Raw genomic sequence first — 17915 nt, forward strand, 5'->3', positions numbered from 1 at the left:
ATGGAGAACATCAGCATGAGCAAGCGGAACAGCCAGGCGGCGAAGACGGCGGCCCGGGAGCGCCTGCGCGCGGAGCGCGAGCGCGAGGCGAAGCGGGCGAAGGTCAGGCGGCAGATCATCGTCGCCTGCTCGGTGGTCGGCGTCCTGGCGATAGCCGGCGGCGTCGGGTACGCCATCGTCCAGGCCAACAAGCCGGGCGCGTGGGAGGCGGCGTCGGAGGCGAAGGTCGTCGCCCCGGCGAACACCACGGGCAAGAACGGCACGACCGTCGTCATCGGCAAGGACAGCGCGAAGAAGACCCTGAAGCTGTACGAGGACCCGCGCTGCCCGATCTGCGCCACCTTCGAGCAGTCGGTGGGCCCGACCCTCCTGGAGGACTACGAGGCGGGCAAGTACAAGATCCAGTTCATCGGCGGCACCTTCCTGGACGGCGACGGCCGCAAGGGCGACCGCATGGAGGTCGGTTCCTACGGGGAGGGCTCCAAGAACGCGATGAGCGCCCTGGGCGCGGCGCTGAACGTGAGCCCGGAGGCCTTCCTGGAGTTCAAGGAGGCCCTGTACTCCGCGGAGTTCCACCCCGAGGAGTCCCAGGACAAGTTCAAGGACGACGACTACCTCATCGAGATCGCCGACTCGACCGACGCCCTGAAGAACAACAAGAAGTTCCAGGACGCGGTGAAGAACGGCACGTTCGACGCCTGGGCGCTGGCGATGTCCTACGCCTTCAACACCAACAAGGACGACGTGAAGGGCACGCCGAGCCTGGTGATGGACGGCAAGAAGCTCACGGGCGCCGACGGCAAGAACACCCCGATGAGCCCCGAGGACTTCCGCGCGGCCGTGGACAAGGCCCTCAAGGGCTGACGCCGGCCGCCGCCTCCCCGCGGGGCCGGCCGGGAGGCGGTGCGGGTCCTCCCGGGGACCGCTGCGCGAAGAGTGGGCGAACTTTGGCGAGTTCGCCCACTCCGGCGTGTACCTGTCAGTAACCTGATCGGCTGTGACCAGTCGATACAGATCATCCGAGAACGGCGTCCCGGCCACCGCCGACGCCAACTCCCCGTCCCCGCGCAGACGCACGGTGGTGAAGGCGGCCGCCGCCACCGCGGTGCTCGCCGCGCCGCTCGCCGGGGCCCTGCCGGCCAGGGCCGTCACCACGGACGCGCCGGCCTTCCTGCACGGCGTGGCCTCCGGCGACCCGCTGCCGGACGGCGTCCTGCTGTGGACGCGCGTGACGCCGACGCCCGAGGCGATACCCGGGTCCGGCGTCGGGCCGGACACCGAGGTCAGCTGGACCGTCGCCCGGGACAGCGCGTTCACCGACGTCGTCGCGCGGGGGTCCACCCGCGCCACCGCCGCGTCCGACCACACCGTGAAGGCCGACATCCGCGGCCTGCGGCCCGCCACCGACTACTGGTTCCGCTTCTCCGCCGGCGGCACCGACTCCCCCGTCGCGCGCACCCGTACCGCGCCCGCCGCCGACGCCGCCGTGACCGGGCTGCGCTTCGGCGTGGTGTCCTGCTCCAACTACGAGGCGGGCCACTTCTCGGCCTACCGCCACCTCGCGGCCCGCGGCGACCTCGACGCCTGGCTGCACCTGGGCGACTACATCTACGAGTACGGCACCGGCGCGTACGGCAACCGCGGCCGGGCGGTGCGCACGCAGGCCCCCGCCCACGAGATCGTCACCCTCGCCGACTACCGCGTGCGGCACGCCCACTACAAGACCGACCCGGACCTGCAGGCGCTGCACGCCAAGGCTCCGGTCGTGGCGATCTGGGACGACCACGAGTTCGCCAACGACACCTGGTCCGGCGGCGCCGAGAACCACACCGAGGGGGCCGAGGGCGCCTGGGCCGCGCGCCAGGCCGCCGCCAAGCAGGCCTACTTCGAGTGGATGCCGGTGCGTCCCGCGCTCGCCGGCACCACCTACCGGCGCCTGCGCTTCGGCAAGCTGGCCGACCTGTCGCTGCTGGACCTGCGCTCGTTCCGCGACCAGCAGGCCGGCATCGGCAAGGGCGAGGTCGACGACCCGGACCGCACCCTCACCGGCCGCGCCCAGCTTGACTGGCTGAAGGCGGGCCTGAGCACCTCGGACACCACCTGGCGGCTGGTCGGCACCTCGGTGATGATCTCCCCGTTCGCGGTCGGGGCGCTGCCCGCGAGCCTGCTGAAGCCGCTCGCCAAGCTGCTGGGCCTGCCGCAGGAGGGCATCGCCCTCAACACCGACCAGTGGGACGGCTACACCGACGACCGGCGCGAGCTGCTCGCCCACCTGCGCGCGAACGGCATCCGCAACACCGTCTTCCTCACCGGCGACATCCACATGGCGTGGGCCAACGACGTGCCGGTGAACGCGGGCACCTACCCGGCGTCCCCGTCCGCCGCCACGGAGTTCGTGGTGACCTCGGTCACCTCCGACAACCTCGACGACATCGTCAAGGTGCCCGAGGGCACGGTGTCCGCCGTCGCCTCCCCGCTGATCCGCGCCGCCAACCGGCACGTCCGCTGGGTCGACACCGACCGCCACGGCTACGGCGTCCTGGACATCACCGCCCAGCGCGCGCAGATGGACTACTACGTGCTGGCCGACCGCACCGACCGGAACACCGCCTCGGCGTGGGTCCGCTCGTACCGGACCCTGTCCGGCACGCAGAAGGTGGAACGCGTGCACACCCCGGTCTGACCGGCCCCGGCCGGGGTACCCGGCCGGGTTCAGTCCTGGAGCGAGCCGAGGAAGCCGAGCGCCACCCGCCAGGTGGCCTCGGCGGCCTCCTCGTCGTAGTCCGGCAGGTCCGGGTCGGTGTAGAGGTGGCCGGCACCGGCGTACCGGTACACCTCGATGTCGGCACCGGCCCGGCCCAGCTGGAGGTACCAGGCGCTGAGCCAGTCGTCGGTCTCGAACGGGTCGGGCTCGGCGACGTGCAGCTGCACCGGCAGCTCGTCCACCGAGGCGTTCGCGGCGATGTCCGAGGTGCCGTGCAGGAGCAGCAGCCCCCGCGCCCGCTCGTCGCCCAGCGCGAGCGTCTGCGCCACGGAGGCGCCGAAGGAGAACCCGGCGTAGACCAGCCCGCGCTCGGAGTAGGGCGCGGCGGCCAGGACCGCCCGCTTCAGCAGCTCGTCCTTGCCGGTCTCCTCCTTGTGGGCCATGCCCTCCTCGACCGACTCGAAGGTGCGGCCCTCGAAGAGGTCGGGCGTCCACACCTCGTGTCCCGCCGCGCGCAGCCGGTCCGCGGCCTGCCGCACCGCCGGCCTGAGGCCGTAGGTCGAGTGGAAAAGCATGATGTTCATGGGCCCATGGTGCCAGCCGGTGCGACCGCGGCGGGGCCCGGCCGTACCCGGAACCGGACGCATGTCACAGGTTCAGCCGGGCGCGGGCCGGTTAGGTTCGCAGACATGGATGACGTGCTCCGCCCGCTGATCGTGGTCGGCGGTTCGGTCCTGCTGACGCTGCTGCTCGGCTGGGCGACCGACCGTCTGCTGCGCAAGGCCGACGAACGCCACCACGACACTCCGTTGTGGGGGCTGCTCCGTCGTGCCCGGATCCCCTGGCAACTGGTGCTGTGCGCCGCCCTGCTCAGAGCCTCCTACGTGGAGGCCCGGGTGTTCCCGGACCACCGGGAGAGCATCGGCCGGCTCCTGACCCTGGTGCTGATCGGGTCCACCGCCTATCTGGTGATCCGGATCGCGGCGGCCGTGGTGGAGACCACCTACACCCGCTACGCCAACGCCCGCTACCACCGCGACCCGGCGCGGGTGCGCCGGGTGCGCACCCAGGTCACGCTGATCCGGCGGGTGGTGTCCGCGGTCGTCGCGGTCGTCGCCGCGGCGGCGATGCTGCTGACCTTCCCCGCGATGCGGGCGGCCGGCGCCTCCCTGCTGGCCTCGGCCGGCATCCTGGGCATCGTCGCCGGTGTCGCCGCGCAGTCCACCCTGGGCAACATGTTCGCCGGGCTGCAGATCGCGTTCGGCGACATGGTGCGCATCGGCGACACGGTGGTGGTGGACGGCGAGTGGGGCACGGTCGAGGAGATCACCCTGACGTTCCTGACGGTGCGCACCTGGGACGAGCGCCGCATCACCATGCCGGTGTCGTACTTCACCTCCAAGCCGTTCGAGAACTGGTCGCGCGGCACACCGCAGATGACCGGCACCGTCTTCTGGCACTTCGACCACTCGGCCCCGCTGGACGCGATGCGCGAGAAGCTGCGCGACATCCTGCGGGAGTGCCCGGCCTGGGACGGCCGGGCCTTCAACCTGACCGTGACCGACACCACCCCCACCACCATGGAGGTGCGGGCCCTGGTCACCGCGAAGGACGCGGACGACATATGGACGGTGCGCGTCACGGTCCGCGAGGGGATGATCCGCTGGCTGGCCGCCGAGCACCCGTACGCGCTGCCGCGGGTCACCACGGCGGGCGCGCCGCCGCTGCCGCGGTCCGGCGACGGCCACCGCCCCACGGCGGCGGTGCCGTCCGCCCGGCGGGCCCGCCTGTCCAAGGAGCGGTGACGGGCGGACTCAGTGGCCGCGCTCGGCGCCCCCGTTGACCTGGATGATCTGCGAGGTGATGTGGGCGGCGCCCGGGGAGGCGAGCCAGTGCAGGGTCGCGGCCACGTCCCCGGGCGTCCCGACCCGTCCGGTGGACGTCTCGGCGGCCAGCCGGGCCCGGTGCTCCTCGTCGACGCCGTCGGCCCCGAAGAAGGCGGTGTCCTCGACGTAGCCGGGCGCGACCACGTTCACCGTGATGCCGTGCGGGCCGAGCCGCCGGGCCAGGTCGTGGGCGTAGGGGTGCAGGCCGGCCTTGGCCGCCGCGTAGGCGACCTGCCCGGAGCCCCGGTAGGCGGCGATGGAGCTGAGGAACAGCACCCGCCCGCCGGGCTCGGCGAGCCGGTGCCGCAGCGCCTCGGTGAGCAGGACCGCGGTGAGCACGTTGAGGCGGAAGTTGACCGTCCAGTGGCGGGCGACGGCGTCCAGCGGGTCGTCCCCGCCGGCCGGGGGTTCCAGGAGCCCGTTCCCCCCGGCGCTGTGGATCAGCACGTCCACGGCGCCGAACTCCCGGCCCACGAAGCCCGCCACGCCCCGCACGTCGGCCGGGTCGGCCAGGTCGGCGGCATAGGTCAGCGCCCCAGGCACCGCCGCCCGCTCCAGCACGTCGGCGCGCCGTCCGAGCAGCAGCACCCGGTCCCCGTCCGCGGCGAAGGTCCGCGCCGCCGCCAGCCCGATGCCCGTACCGCCCCCGCTGATCACCACGTTTCGTGTCATGCCCCGACCCTACGAACGGAACCGGCCCGGACGGCGGCGCGCCGCACCCGGATCTCGGGCGGCCGGCGGCTCACCGCAGGCTGCGCACGTCCAGGTGGCGCAGCACCCGGTCCACGACCTCCGGGTTCGCGCCCGGCTCGCTGCGCGCCGCGAGCACCTCGTGCCGGGCGGCGCTCAGCAGTTCCTGCTGGATGCGGCGGACCCGCTTCGCCCGGCGGGCGCGCTGGCGGTGCGCCTCGCGCCGTTCCTCGTCCGCCATGTCCGGGCTGATCCGCACCCCGATGTCGAAGGCGGTGCGCTGCATCTGCTCGAGCATCTCCTCCGTCAGCTCCTCGGACTGCTCCAGCTCCCGCAGCCGCCGCTTCGCCGCCTTCGCCGCCCGCGCCGCGAGGTCGCGCTCGTAGGCCTGCTCGCGTGCGGTGTCCGCCTTCACGCCCAGCCGCTTGACCATCCAGGGCAGCGTCACCCCCTGGAGCAGCAGCGTCGTCATGATCACACCGAACGCGATGAAGATGATCTCGCTGCGGCCGGGGAAGGGCTCCCCCGAGTCCGTCTCCAGCGGTACGGCGAGCGCCAGGGCGACGGAGGCCACACCGCGCATCCCCGACCACCACATCACCACGGTCTCGCGCCAGCCGAGGGGGATCTCCTCGCCGGTGTCCCGGGCGGCGTGCAGGCGTTTCGTCAGCCAGGTGGCCGGCAGCAGCCACGCCAGCCGGACCAGGACGACCACCCCCACGACGGCCCCCGCCCAGCCGAGCAGTTCGCCCCAGTGGCCCGCCGCCGTGTCGACGGCGTTGTGCAGTTCGAGGCCGACCAGCCCGAAGGCGATGCCGGTGACGAGGGTGTCGACGATGTCCCAGAAGGCGTGCCCGGCGAGCCGGGTCATCACGGCGTCGGCGTCGGTGGCGTACTCCACCAGGAACAGCGCGGCGGTGAGCACCGCGAGCACCCCGGAGCCGTGCAGTTCCTCGGCCAGGACGTACGCGGCGAAGGGCACCAGCAGGCTGAGCGCGATCTGCAGGGTGGCGTCGCCCAGCAGGTCCATCAGCCGGTTGGCGGACCAGCCGAGGGCCAGCCCGACCGCCACCGCCACCACGGCCGACAGCACCAGGTCGAGTCCGGCCTCCCAGGCGGAGAAGGAGCCGGTGACGGCGGCGGCGATCGCCACGTGGTAGAGCACGATGGCCGTCACGTCGTTGAACAGGCCCTCGCCCTCCAGGATCGACACCAGGCGGCGGGGCAGGCCCAGCTTGCCGGCGACGGCCGTCGCCGCGATCGGGTCGGGCGGCGCGATCAGCGCGCCGAGGGCGACCGCGGCGGCGATCGGCAGCCCCGGCACGATCGTGTGCGCGACGGCGGCCACGCAGAAGGTGGTGACGAAGACGAGCGCCACCGCGAGCAGCAGGATCGGCCGGACGTTGGCCGCGAACTGGCGCCAGGACGTGCGGCGCACGGCCGCGTACAGCAGGGGCGGCAACAGCAGCGGAAGGATCAGGTCGGGCGGGACCTCGACGTTCGGCACGAACGGCAGCAGGGCCAGGGCGATCCCGAAGACCGTCATCAGCACCGGCGACGGAAGCCCCAGCCGGTCCGCGACCGGCACGCTCACCACGGCCGCGAGCAACAGGGCGAACAACAGGGCCAGCTGATCCACGGTCACTGCTCCGGGACGAATCGACGGTCGGGGGCTTTCCGGCACACGCGCGCGAGCAGGTCACCAGCCTGCCACGCCACCGCCCCCGGCCGGGGTTGCGGCGGCCCCGCTACAGGGCGCGCCGCATGGCCCGGTGCGGCATGCCCGCGTCGGGGAACTCCGGTCCGTACGCCTCGTACCCCAGGCGCTCGTAGAAACGCAGGGCGTGCGTCTGTGCGTGCAGGTCGACGGCGGTGAGGCCGAGGGCGCGCGCGGCGTCCTCGAGGGCCCGCACCAGGGCGGCCCCGACCCCCCGGCCGCGGGCGTCCCGCAGCACCGCCAGCCGGCCGAGGGAGCCGACGGCCGGGTCGCCGCCGGTCTTCCCCGCGGCGGCGGCGCCGTGCAGCAGCCGGCCGGTGCCGAGGGGGCGTCCGTCGTCGCCCACGGCCAGCACGTGCACGGCACCGGCGTCGTACGCGTCGTACTCGATGTCCTCGGGGACGCCCTGTTCGGCGACGAAGACGTCCTTGCGCACGGCGAAGCACGCCTCCCGGTCGGCGGTGTCCACCGCCTCACGGACCACCGGGGCGGGGGCGGGGACGGTCATGCGTAGGTCTCCTCCCGGACGCGGTCCAGCGCCTGCTGGAGGTCGTCCGGGTAGTCGCTGGCGTACTCCACCCACTGCCCGTCGCCGGGGTGCTCGAAGCCGAGCCGCACGGCGTGCAGCCACTGGCGGGTGAGGCCGAGCCGCTTGGCGAGCGTGGGGTCGGCGCCGTACGTCAGGTCACCGACGCAGGGGTGACGGTGGGCCGCCATGTGGACGCGGATCTGGTGGGTGCGCCCGGTCTCCAGCTTCACGTCGAGCAGGGAGGCGGCCCGGAACGCCTCGATCAGGTCGTAGTGCGTGACGGACGCCTTGCCCTCGGCGATGACCGCCCACTTGTAGTCGTGGTGGGGGTGCCGGCCGATGGGCGCGTCGATGGTGCCGCTGGTCGGGTCGGGGTGGCCCTGGACGAGCGTGTGGTAGCGCTTGTCGACCGTGCGCTCCTTGAACTGGCGCTTCAGCGAGGTGTACGCGTACTCGGACTTCGCGACGACCATCAGCCCGGACGTGCCGACGTCGAGGCGGTGCACGATGCCCTGGCGCTCGGCGGCGCCGGAGGTCGAGATGCGGTATCCGGCGGCGGCGAGGCCGCCGATCACGGTGGGGCCGCTCCAGCCCGGCGAGGGGTGCGCGGCGACGCCGACGGGCTTGGCGATCACCACGACGTCGTCGTCGTCGTGCACGATCCGCATGCCCTCGACCGGCTCGGCGACGACCTGCACCGGCGCGGGCGCCTGCGGCATCTCCACCTCGAGCCAGGCGCCGCCGCTGACCCGCTCCGACTTGCCGACCACCGATCCGTCGACCGTGACCTTCCCCGCGGCGGCGAGTTCGGCCGCCTTGGTCCGGGAGAAGCCGAACATGCGGGAGATGGCGGCGTCGACGCGCTCGCCCTCCAGGCCGTCGGGCACGGGCAGGGTACGGATCTCGGGAAGCGTGCTCACCCCGTCGAGTATGCCGGACCGCCGGGACCGTGCCGTACGCGCGTTCAGTCCTTGTGGACGGTGCCGTCCGGATCGAGGCCCCGGAAGGACAGCAGCACGATGAGGATGCCGCCGCACACGATCGCCGAGTCGGCCAGGTTGAACACGGCGAAGTGCTTCGGCGCGATGAAGTCGACCACCGCGCCCTCGAAGACGCCCGGGGACCGGAAGATCCGGTCGGTGAGGTTGCCGAGGGCACCGCCGAGCAGCAGCCCGAGCGCGATCGCCCAGGGCAGGCTGTACAGCTTCCGGGCCAGCCGGACGATCACCACGATCACGGCGGCCGCGATCACCGTGAAGATCACGGTGAACGCCTCGCCGAAGCCGAAGGCGGCGCCCGCGTTGCGGATCGCCTCGAACCGCAGCCAGTCCCCGATCACCTCGATCGGCTCGTGGTGCTCCAGCTTCGCGACCACGATCATCTTGCTGATCAGGTCGAGGGCGTAGGCGAACGCGGCGACGGCGAACAGCACCAGCACCCGCCGCCTGCCGGGGGGACGCCCGGTCTCCTCCCGCACCTCGGCGTCCTGGGCATCGGCCCGCTCCTGCCCGTCCCGGCCGGCGTCCGGGGATTCCGGCGTACCGATGATGCGCTCCGCCTCTGCCACGTGAGTCCCTCAACCTAGGTACCTGACTGAGGACGAGGGTACGACACGCCGTGCGCGCCCCACGTGCCCAGGAGGAGTCCCGCTCCGGTCAGTAGCGGCGCTCCTGCTTCTGCTTGCACTCCACGCACAGCGTGGCCCGGGGGAACGCCTGCATGCGGGCCTTGCCGATGGGGTTGCCGCAGTTCTCGCACAGGCCGTAGGTGCCGGCGTCCAGCCGCTGCAGGGCGTGCTCGGACTGGGTGAGCATTTCGCGCGCGTTGGCGGCGAGCGCCAGCTCGTGCTCCCGCGTGATGTTCTTGGTGCCGGTGTCGGCCTGGTCGTCGCCCGCGCCGTCCCCGGAGTCGCGCATCAGGCCGGCCAGGGACCGCTCCGAGGAGGAGATCTCCTCCCGCAGCCGCAGCACCTCGGACATCAGCCCGGCCCGTGCCTCCTCGACCTCTTCCGGCGTCCAGGGCTCCTCGCCCGGGCGTACCGCTAGGTCGCCGGGCTCCGCCGCGGCGGGCCGTGCCTTGGGTACGGCGGTCTTCGCCGCCGTGGCCGTGCCAGGGGTCTTCTTCGCGCCCACCGTCGTCGCTCCCGTCTGCGGCGCGGCCCCGGCCGCGTCCGCGCCAGTGGCCGTGCCACGCCCGGCCGTGTCGTGTGTGCCCCCGCCGTCCCCGGTGGTGCCCTTGCCTGCGGCCCGCCGCCCCTTGCCGCCGCCCCGGGGCTTCGCGGAGGGGGCCGCCGCGCCGCCTTCGGCCGCCCGCTCGTCCGCGGCGGTCTTCTTGGCCGTCGCGGCCCTGCCACCGGTGGCGGCCTTCCCCGCGGCCGCGGCCTTCCTGCCCGTGCTCCCCGGTGCGCCGGTGCCCGCGGCCCCGGTGGAGCCCGCGCCGGTCTTCGTGCCCGCTGTCGCCTTCATCTCTGTGCCCGCCTTCTCGTCCGCGGTCTTCTTCCCGCCCGCGGCCGATGTCGCACCCGCGGCGGACGTCCTCCCCCGCGCCGTCGCCTTCTTCTTCCCGGCGGCCGTCCTGCCGCCGGCCGCCTTCTTCGCGGCGGTGCCCCGCTCACCGGCCGCCTTCTTCCCCGCGGACGCCTTCCCGCCCCCGGGCGCCCCCGCTCCGGCGGCCGTCCCGCGGGCCGCCGTCCTGGCCGTCGTCCTCGCCTTCGTCTCCGTCCCCGCCCCGGTCCCCGTCTCCGCTCCCGGTTCCTGGCCGGGCGCCTGCTCCGCGGCCGTCTTCCGGGCCGTGCCCTTCCTCCCGGACGACCCGCCGGTGGCCGCCTTGCGCGCGGTCCTCGTCGCCGCCTTCCCCGCCGGAGCCGTCTCCTGTGCCGCCGCCCGTTTCCGCTCGGCTCCACCGTCGGCAGCGGGCCCGGCATCGTCGGACGCCGACTGCTGTACGGCGGTCTTCTTCGCCACCATGGCCGCGGCCCCTTCACATATTGTGATCTTGCGCGTGAATCGTGCTGGGACGATAAATCGACTCGAGTCCTGCGGCAACGGGGCACACCGCCCGATTCCCCCGCCCCGCGGACCCCGCGCGGCGGGCCTGCATGCGTTGTGCCCAGCTCCCCGCCGGGTATGCAGGCCGGGCGGGGACCCCGGGACCGGAATCCGCGCGGGTGGCCATTCGGGGCATGCCGGACGGGACGGTCACCGGAAATCCGGTCGGCCGCCGTCCGCCGCGCGCCGTACACTGGGCGCAGCGAGAAGCGTGGATGGGGACGAGTAGCGGCGTAGGCAGCCCAGAGCGACCCGGGGACGGTGTGAGCCCGGGGGCGAGCGCGACGTGAAGATCACCCCGGAGCCGCCGGAAGAAAGCCGCAGCGAGCAGCCGCGGCGAGTAGACCCGGCATCGCGACCCCAATGAGGGGGCTCACCGGCGCACACCACGCACCGGGGGGCCAAGGAGGGTGGTACCGCGGGAGCGCGCCGACGGCGGCGCACAGACACAGCTCTCGTCCCTCCGGACGGAAGGCAGCAAGTCCGCCGGAGGAAGCCCGCTGATGACAACGCCGACGTACCGACCGGTACCCGCCCAGGTCGACCTGCCCGCGCTCGAGCACGCGGTGCTGGACTTCTGGCGCGAGCAGAAGATCTTCGCCAAGAGCCTGGAGCAGTCCCAGGGCCGCCCCGAGTGGGTGTTCTACGAGGGCCCGCCCACCGCCAACGGCATGCCCGGCGCCCACCACATCGAGGCCCGCGTCTTCAAGGACGTCTTCCCGCGCTTCCGCACCATGCGCGGATACCACGTCGGCCGCAAGGCGGGCTGGGACTGCCACGGCCTCCCGGTGGAGCTGGCCGTGGAGAAGGAGATGGGCTTCTCCGGCAAGCAGGACATCGAGGCGTTCGGCATCGCCGAGTTCAACGCCAAGTGCCGCGAGTCGGTGACCCGGCACACGGACGCCTTCACCGAGCTGACCCACCGCATGGGCTACTGGGTCGACCTCGACGACGCCTACCGCACCATGGACCCCGAGTACATCGAGTCCGTCTGGTGGTCGCTGAAGGAGATCTTCGGCAAGGGACTGCTGGTCCAGGACCACCGCGTCGCCCCCTGGTGCCCGCGCTGCGGCACCGGCCTGTCCGACCACGAGCTGGCCCAGGGCTACGAGACGGTCGTCGACCCGTCCGTCTACGTCCGCTTCCCGCTCACCTCCGGCCCGCTGGCCGGCGAGGCGGCGCTGCTGGTGTGGACGACCACCCCCTGGACCCTGGTGTCGAACACCGCCGTCGCCGCCCACCCCGAAGTCACCTACGTCGTCGCGACGAACGGCGAGGAGAAGCTGGTCGTCGCCGAGCCGCTGCTCGACAAGGCCCTCGGCGAGGGCTGGGAGACCACCGGCGAGACCTTCACCGGCGCCGACATGGAGCGCTGGACCTACCGGCGCCCCTTCGAGCTCGTGGAGTTCTCCGAGCCGGCGCACTACGTCGTCAACGCGGACTACGTCACCACCGAGGACGGCACCGGTCTGGTCCACCAGTCCCCCGCCTTCGGTGAGGACGACCTCAAGGTGTGCCGCGCCTACGGCCTGCCCGTGGTGAACCCGGTCCGCCCCGACGGCACCTTCGAGGAGGACGTCCCGCTGGTCGGCGGCGTCTTCTTCAAGAAGGCCGACGAGAAGCTGACCGAGGACCTCGACGCCCGCGGCCTGCTCTTCCGGCACACCCCGTACGAGCACAGCTACCCGCACTGCTGGCGCTGCCACACCGCGCTGCTCTACTACGCGCAGCCGTCCTGGTACATCCGCACCACGGCCGTCAAGGACCGGCTGCTGGAGGAGAACGAGCGCACCAACTGGTTCCCGGACTCCGTCAAGCACGGCCGGTACGGCGACTGGCTGACCAACAACATCGACTGGGCGCTGTCCCGCAACCGCTACTGGGGCACCCCGCTGCCCATCTGGCGCTGCGCCGAGGACCACCTCACCTGCGTCGGCTCGCTCGCCGAGCTGACCGAGCTGACCGGGCGGGACCAGTCGGGTCTCGACCCGCACCGCCCGTTCATCGACGAGGTCACCTTCGCCTGCCCCGAGGACGGCTGCGGCGCCACGGCCACCCGCGTGCCGGAGGTCATCGACGCCTGGTACGACTCGGGCTCGATGCCGTTCGCGCAGTGGGGCTACCCGTACAAGAACAAGGAGCTGTTCGAGTCCCGCTACCCGGCGCAGTTCATCTGCGAGGCCATCGACCAGACCCGCGGCTGGTTCTACACGCTGATGGCGGTCGGCACGCTGGTCTTCGACAAGTCCTCCTACGAGAACGTCGTCTGCCTCGGGCACATCCTCGCCGAGGACGGCCGCAAGATGTCCAAGCACCTGGGCAACATCCTGCAGCCGATCCCTCTGATGGACCAGCACGGCGCGGACGCGGTGCGCTGGTTCATGGCGGCCGGCGGCTCCCCCTGGGCGGCCCGCCGGGTGGGCCACGGCACCATCCAGGAGGTCGTCCGCAAGACGCTCCTCACGTACTGGAACACGGTCGCCTTCCAGGCCCTGTACGCGCGTACGTCCGGCTGGGCGCCGTCCGAGGCCGACCCGGCGCCGGCCGACCGCCCGGTGCTGGACCGCTGGCTGCTCTCCGAACTGCACGCCCTCACCGACCAGGTGACCAAGGCGCTGGAGGGCTACGACACCCAGCGGGCCGGCAAGCTGCTGTCCGCGTTCGTCGACGACCTGTCCAACTGGTACGTGCGCCGCTCGCGCCGCCGCTTCTGGCAGGGCGACAAGGCCGCGCTGCGCACGCTCCACGAGGTGGTGGAGACGGTCACCAAGCTGATGGCGCCGCTCACCCCGTTCATCACCGAGCGGGTCTGGCAGGACCTGGTGGTCCCGGTCACCCCGGGCGCCCCGGAGTCGGTGCACCTGTCCTCCTGGCCGGAGGCGGACCTCGGCGCGGTCGACCCCGAACTGTCGCAGCAGATGGTGCTGGTGCGCCGCCTGGTGGAGCTGGGGCGGGCGACGCGTGCCGAGTCGGGTGTGAAGACCCGTCAGCCGCTCAGCCGCGCCCTGGTGGCCGCGTCCGGCTTCGCCGCGCTCTCCCCCGAGCTGCACGCGCAGATCACCGAGGAGCTGAACGTCGAGTCGCTGGCGTCGCTGTCCGAGGTGGGCGGCTCCCTGGTGGACACCACGGCCAAGGCCAACTTCCGCGCGCTGGGCAAGCGGTTCGGCAAGCGCGTCCAGGACGTGGCCAGGGCCATTGCGCAGACCGACGCCGCCGCGCTGTCCCTCGCGCTGCGCGAGGGCACGGCCTCGGTGGAGGTCGACGGGGAGAAGGTCGACCTCTCCCCGGACGAGGTGATCATCACCGAGACCCCGCGCGAGGGCTGGTCGGTGGCCTCCGACGCCGGTGCCACGGTCGCCCTGGACCTGGAGATCACCGAGGAGCTGCGCCGGGCGGGCCTGGCCCGGGACGCGATCCGGCTGATCCAGGAGGCCCGCAAGAACAGCGGCCTGGACGTCGCCGACCGCATCGCGCTCCGCTGGACGGCCCACGCCCCCGCGACCGTCGCCGCACTGGAGGAGCACGCGGGCCTCATCGCCGACGAGGTCCTCGCGACGGACTTCGCCCGGGGTGAGGCCGACGACACGTACGGCACGCCGTTCACCGACGAGGGGCTGTCGCTGACGTTCCGCCTGCGCCGGGTGTGACCCCCGGGACGCGTCCCGCGCCGAGGGGTGCGGGACACGTCCCGGTGCGGGTGCCGGACCGGAGGGCGCCTCACGCGCCCGGCGCGGCACCGCACCCCGCGAACGCCGAAGGGCGGGACCCGGATTCACCCGGGTCCCGCCCTTCGGCGTTGCGTACGTCGGACAGCCGGTCCGTGGCCGAACACACGCCGCACGGACGTGTGGACGCACCCAGCACGAGGGCGGGGCCCCGGGTGGTGAAACCCGGGGCCCCGCCCTGAACGCTGCCGAGCGCTACGCCGTACTCATGGCCACGGGGGCCGTCAGTTGTCGTCCTCGTCGATGAGGAAGCCGCGCATCGGGGAGGGAGCCTGGCCCATGGGGCCCGGACCCTGCGGACGCACCGGCGCCATCGGCTGGGTCATCGCCGGCTGCATCTGCTGCTGGCCGCCGCCGTAGGACGGGCCGCCGGACTGGCCGGGGCCGCCCATGGGCTGGTTGCCGCCGTAGGACGGCGCACCGGCACCGGCCGGAGCCATGGAGGGCGCCGGGGACGGCGGCAGCGACGGAGCGGTGCTCGCGGGCTGACGCGGCGGGGCGAGCGAGTCGTCCGCCTGGGTCTCCAACTGACGCAGCTGCGACTCCAGGTAGGACTTCAGCCGCGTGCGGTACTCGCGCTCGAAGCCGCGCAGGTCCTCGACCTTGCGCTCCAGCGTGGCGCGGGCGGACTCCAGCGAGCCCATCGCGACGCGGTGCTTCTCCTGCGCGTCCCGCTCCAGGGCGTCCGCCTTGGCACGGGCGTCCCGCTCGAGACCCTCGGCACGCGAACGCGCCTCGCCCACGATCTTGTTGGCCTCGCTGCGGGCCTCCGCGATCGCCTGGTCGGCGGTCTGCTGGGCCAGCGACAGCACGCGCGCGGCACTGTCGCCGCCCGGGCCGCCCTGACCGGGAAGACCGGGGCCGCCCATGGGGCCGCCCATCGGGCCGCCGTGGCCCATCTGCCCCTGCTGCATCGGGCCGCCCTGGCCCATCGGTCCGGGACCCTGACCCATCGGGCCGGGACCCTGCGGACCGCCCTGACCGCCGGGGCCGGCGGGCAGCTGCGGAGCGCCGCTGGGCAGCTGCGGCGGGCCTCCCATGGGGCCGCCCATCTGCTGCGGCGGGCCCGATATGCCGGCGGGCACCGGTGCCCCGGGACCTCGCATGCCCTGCTGGGGCATGCCCTGTGGCGGCCCCTGCTGGTCCTGCTGTTCCGGTGGCTTGCGCATGTTCTGCTGGTTCTGCGCAGCCGCGCGGGTGGCCGCGGCCAGCTTGGCGCGCAGGTCCTCGTTCTCGCGGAGCAGGCGCGTCAGTTCGGCTTCGACCTCATCGAGGAAGGCATCGACCTCGTCCTCGTCATAGCCTTCTCGGAGGCGGACGGTCGTGAACTGCTTGTTCCGCACGTCCTCGGGGGTCAACGGCATCTCTTCACCTCAACGTAGTCATCGGCAGTCGGCAGGCCCATGTCGTCCACAGTCACCTCAGTGCATTGCCCACGATGGTGATCAGGATGTAGACGATGATCATCAATACGAAGAAGGACAGGTCGAGCGCCACGCCCCCGAGACGCAGCGGCGGGATGAACCGCCGCAACAGCTTCAGCGGTGGATCGGTGACAGTGTAGGTGGCCTCCAGGACGACCACCATCGCCTTGCCGGGTTGCCATGAGCGGGCGAACTGGAAGACGTAGTCCATGACCAGACGGAAGATGAGCACGATGAGGAACACCATCAGCGCGATGTAGATCACCTGCAAGAACACGCCCATGGCCTGTCTGTTCCCTCTCCCCTGTGCCCTGCTCGTCCGGTCTCACGTCTCAGCTCTGGTTGAAGAACCCGCCCTCTGCGATGCGGGCCTTGTCCTCCGCCGTGACATCGACGTTAGCAGGCGACAACAGGAACACCTTCTGCGTCACCCGCTCGATGCTGCCGTGAAGACCAAACACCAAACCGGCCGCAAAGTCGACAAGTCGCTTCGCGTCTGTGTCATCCATCTCAGTGAGATTCATGATCACCGGCGTGCCCTCACGGAAGTGTTCCCCGATGGTACGGGCCTCGTTGTAGGTCCGGGGGTGAAGCGTGGTGATCCGGTAAGGCTCTCGTTCGGACACGACCTTGGGCATGATCACCGGTGCGTTCTTCTCCAGGCTTGCGCGTTCTTGTGTGATGGATGCCACGGGCGCGATGCGCGCCGGGCGGGCCGATTCCGCGGGCAGCGAAGCGGAACGGGCGACCGGTTCGCGCGGAGCGGGCGGCTGTACGACTCGCACCTCTTCGTCCCTTTGGGACTGAAGTGAGCCGTGTGACGCGTGCGACGGTTCGTGCCGCCGGCGGTCCCGCTCGGGTTCCGGGTCGAGTTCGGGTTCAAAGTCGTCGTCTGGGTCGAATCCGCGGCCGTCGTACCCATCGTCCTCCACGAGGCCGAGGTAGACCGCCATCTTGCGCATCGCGCCGGCCATGCTTCGAGTCCTCCGCTCTGTGGTGGATCCGCTGACGACCGCCAAGTGCCCGCGATCCACGAGGTCCTTTACCCCCGCTGTCCGGCGGCATTGACCATATTTTCTGCTGTGGTCCGACTTCTTGGCGACGTTACCCGAGCGCGGGGCGGACTCCGAGTACCGCACTGCCGACGCGTACATGTGTCGCTCCGGCGGCCACGGCCTGTTCGAGGTCCGTACTCATCCCCGCGGAAACCATGTTCGCAGCCGGATGGGCCCTGCGCAGGTCGGTCGACAAATCCATCAACCGCTCGAACGCGGCCTGTTGACGCCCGGCGTACTCGCCGGTGAGCGGCGCGACGGTCATCAGGCCGTCCAGCCGCAGCCCCTCGGCCCCCGCGACGAGGCCGGCCAGCTCCGCGATCCCGCCCGGTGCGACGCCGCCGCGCTCACCGCGGGCCGCCTCGCCCGCGTCCAGCGCGACCTGGATCAGGCATCCGACCTCGCGCCCGGAGCGCACCGCCTCCTTGGAGAGGGCGGTCACCAGCCGGGCCCGGTCGACGGACTGCACCATCTGCGCGTAACCGACCACCGAGCGCACCTTGTTGGTCTGCAACTGACCGACGAAGTGCCATGTCAGCGGCAGATCCGCGCACGCGGCGGCCTTGGGGGCGGCGTCCTGGTCCCGGTTCTCGGCCACATGACGCACACCGAGTTCCGACAGGATCCGCACATCGCTCGCGGGGAAGGTCTTGGTGACCACGATGAGGGTGACCTCGTCGCGCGCACGTCCGACGGCGGCGCACGCGGCGGCGATCCGCTGTTCCACTTCCGCCAGGTTTGCGGCGATTTCCTGCTTACGGTCCGTCATGCCCCATCAGTCCAGCCACACATAGCCGGCGAGCCGACCCGTGGTGCGGTCGCGGCGGTACGAGAAGTGATCATCGGACTCCAGTGTGCACACCGGCGACTGCTCCCGGTCGCGCACCCCGAGCCGTTCGAGCTGCGCGTGCACGCCCGCGCCCACGTCGACCGCCGGCGTGCCCCAGCTCGTCTCGGCGTACGCCGCGGGCTCGGCCGCGGCCACCTCGGCGCGCATCGGCCCGGGCACCTCGTAGCACCGGCCGCACACGGCCGGGCCGGTGCGGGCGACGATCCGGGCCGGGTCGGCGCCGAGCCGGGTCATCGCCCGGACCGCCTCCGGGACCACCCCGGCGACCAGGCCCGGCCGGCCCGCGTG

Annotated in this window: 16 protein-coding genes; 4 read left to right on the forward strand and 12 right to left on the reverse strand. The window is 72.4% G+C overall.

What is annotated here, in order from left to right:
• Window positions 1-15 precede the first annotated feature (15 nt).
• The gene (locus tag G3I53_RS03155) at window positions 16-864 is read left to right on the forward strand and encodes a thioredoxin domain-containing protein (protein ID WP_164337962.1); all 849 of its coding nucleotides are present in this window, start codon (window positions 16-18) and stop codon (window positions 862-864) included.
• Between the two features lie 133 nt (window positions 865-997).
• On the forward strand, window positions 998-2683 hold the full coding sequence (locus G3I53_RS03160) for an alkaline phosphatase D family protein (protein ID WP_164337963.1): 1686 nt from the start codon (window positions 998-1000) through the stop codon (window positions 2681-2683).
• Window positions 2684-2712: 29 nt separating this feature from the next.
• On the opposite strand, the gene G3I53_RS03165 is transcribed toward G3I53_RS03160, so the two are convergent.
• Window positions 2713-3288 (reverse strand): dienelactone hydrolase family protein, encoded by a 576-nt coding sequence (locus G3I53_RS03165; protein ID WP_164337964.1) that lies wholly within the window; start codon window positions 3286-3288, stop codon window positions 2713-2715.
• Between the two features lie 105 nt (window positions 3289-3393).
• Between G3I53_RS03165 and G3I53_RS03170 the strand changes: the two genes are divergently transcribed.
• Window positions 3394-4509, forward strand: coding sequence for a mechanosensitive ion channel domain-containing protein (locus tag G3I53_RS03170; protein ID WP_164438001.1), 1116 nt, complete (start codon window positions 3394-3396; stop codon window positions 4507-4509).
• A gap of 9 nt (window positions 4510-4518) precedes the next feature.
• On the opposite strand, the gene G3I53_RS03175 is transcribed toward G3I53_RS03170, so the two are convergent.
• From G3I53_RS03175 to G3I53_RS03200, 6 genes are all read right to left on the reverse strand, one after another.
• Window positions 4519-5262 (reverse strand): SDR family oxidoreductase, encoded by a 744-nt coding sequence (locus G3I53_RS03175; protein ID WP_164337906.1) that lies wholly within the window; start codon window positions 5260-5262, stop codon window positions 4519-4521.
• A 70-nt stretch (window positions 5263-5332) separates the two neighbouring features.
• Window positions 5333-6919, reverse strand: a complete 1587-nt coding sequence (locus tag G3I53_RS03180; RefSeq protein ID WP_164438002.1) for a Na+/H+ antiporter — start codon at window positions 6917-6919, stop codon at window positions 5333-5335.
• 109 nt (window positions 6920-7028) lie between these two features.
• Window positions 7029-7505 (reverse strand): GNAT family N-acetyltransferase, encoded by a 477-nt coding sequence (locus G3I53_RS03185; protein WP_164438003.1) that lies wholly within the window; start codon window positions 7503-7505, stop codon window positions 7029-7031.
• A complete protein-coding gene (locus G3I53_RS03190) occupies window positions 7502-8446 on the reverse strand; it encodes an RluA family pseudouridine synthase (protein WP_164338670.1) in 945 nt (314 codons plus the stop codon). Before G3I53_RS03190 ends, G3I53_RS03185 begins: the two co-directional genes overlap by 4 nt.
• A gap of 44 nt (window positions 8447-8490) precedes the next feature.
• Window positions 8491-9093, reverse strand: coding sequence for a signal peptidase II (gene lspA, locus G3I53_RS03195; protein ID WP_164338671.1), 603 nt, complete (start codon window positions 9091-9093; stop codon window positions 8491-8493).
• A gap of 88 nt (window positions 9094-9181) precedes the next feature.
• Window positions 9182-10492, reverse strand: a complete 1311-nt coding sequence (locus tag G3I53_RS03200; protein WP_164338672.1) for a TraR/DksA family transcriptional regulator — start codon at window positions 10490-10492, stop codon at window positions 9182-9184.
• Window positions 10493-11076: 584 nt separating this feature from the next.
• On the opposite strand from G3I53_RS03200, the gene ileS reads away from it, so the two are divergent.
• Window positions 11077-14220 (forward strand): isoleucine--tRNA ligase, encoded by a 3144-nt coding sequence (ileS, locus tag G3I53_RS03210; RefSeq protein WP_164338673.1) that lies wholly within the window; start codon window positions 11077-11079, stop codon window positions 14218-14220.
• 302 nt (window positions 14221-14522) lie between these two features.
• Here the strand turns inward: ileS and G3I53_RS03215 are convergent, their stop codons facing one another.
• The 5 genes from G3I53_RS03215 to G3I53_RS03235 all read right to left on the reverse strand — a co-directional run.
• Window positions 14523-15662, reverse strand: coding sequence for a DivIVA domain-containing protein (locus G3I53_RS03215; RefSeq protein WP_164338674.1), 1140 nt, complete (start codon window positions 15660-15662; stop codon window positions 14523-14525).
• Between the two features lie 52 nt (window positions 15663-15714).
• Complete coding sequence (locus G3I53_RS03220) at window positions 15715-16005, reverse strand: YggT family protein (RefSeq protein ID WP_164338675.1); 291 nt, start codon at window positions 16003-16005, stop codon at window positions 15715-15717.
• 49 nt (window positions 16006-16054) lie between these two features.
• Window positions 16055-16696, reverse strand: a complete 642-nt coding sequence (sepF, locus tag G3I53_RS03225; protein ID WP_164338676.1) for a cell division protein SepF — start codon at window positions 16694-16696, stop codon at window positions 16055-16057.
• Window positions 16697-16826: 130 nt separating this feature from the next.
• Window positions 16827-17546, reverse strand: a complete 720-nt coding sequence (locus G3I53_RS03230; RefSeq protein WP_164338677.1) for a YggS family pyridoxal phosphate-dependent enzyme — start codon at window positions 17544-17546, stop codon at window positions 16827-16829.
• A gap of 6 nt (window positions 17547-17552) precedes the next feature.
• Window positions 17553-17915: polyphenol oxidase family protein (locus tag G3I53_RS03235; protein WP_164438004.1), on the reverse strand; the 363-nt coding region annotated here is incomplete at its 5' end.

It is taken from the genome of Streptomyces sp. SID14436 (assembly GCF_010548465.1).
Classification (GTDB): Bacteria; Actinomycetota; Actinomycetes; order Streptomycetales; family Streptomycetaceae; genus Streptomyces.

Excerpts from the sequence above, each read along its gene's own strand:
- G3I53_RS03155 (WP_164337962.1), top strand. The coding sequence starts at position 16 with ATGAGCAAGCGGAACAGCCAGGCGGCGAAGACGGCGGCCCGGGAGCGC.
- G3I53_RS03165 (WP_164337964.1), bottom strand. The coding sequence starts at position 3,288 with ATGAACATCATGCTTTTCCACTCGACCTACGGCCTCAGGCCGGCGGTG.
- G3I53_RS03170 (WP_164438001.1), top strand. The coding sequence starts at position 3,394 with ATGGATGACGTGCTCCGCCCGCTGATCGTGGTCGGCGGTTCGGTCCTG.
- G3I53_RS03175 (WP_164337906.1), bottom strand. The coding sequence starts at position 5,262 with ATGACACGAAACGTGGTGATCAGCGGGGGCGGTACGGGCATCGGGCTG.
- G3I53_RS03185 (WP_164438003.1), bottom strand. The coding sequence starts at position 7,505 with ATGACCGTCCCCGCCCCCGCCCCGGTGGTCCGTGAGGCGGTGGACACC.
- G3I53_RS03200 (WP_164338672.1), bottom strand. The coding sequence starts at position 10,492 with ATGGTGGCGAAGAAGACCGCCGTACAGCAGTCGGCGTCCGACGATGCC.
- ileS (WP_164338673.1), top strand. The coding sequence starts at position 11,077 with ATGACAACGCCGACGTACCGACCGGTACCCGCCCAGGTCGACCTGCCC.
- G3I53_RS03215 (WP_164338674.1), bottom strand. The coding sequence starts at position 15,662 with ATGCCGTTGACCCCCGAGGACGTGCGGAACAAGCAGTTCACGACCGTC.
- G3I53_RS03220 (WP_164338675.1), bottom strand. The coding sequence starts at position 16,005 with ATGGGCGTGTTCTTGCAGGTGATCTACATCGCGCTGATGGTGTTCCTC.
- sepF (WP_164338676.1), bottom strand. The coding sequence starts at position 16,696 with ATGGCCGGCGCGATGCGCAAGATGGCGGTCTACCTCGGCCTCGTGGAG.
- G3I53_RS03230 (WP_164338677.1), bottom strand. The coding sequence starts at position 17,546 with ATGACGGACCGTAAGCAGGAAATCGCCGCAAACCTGGCGGAAGTGGAA.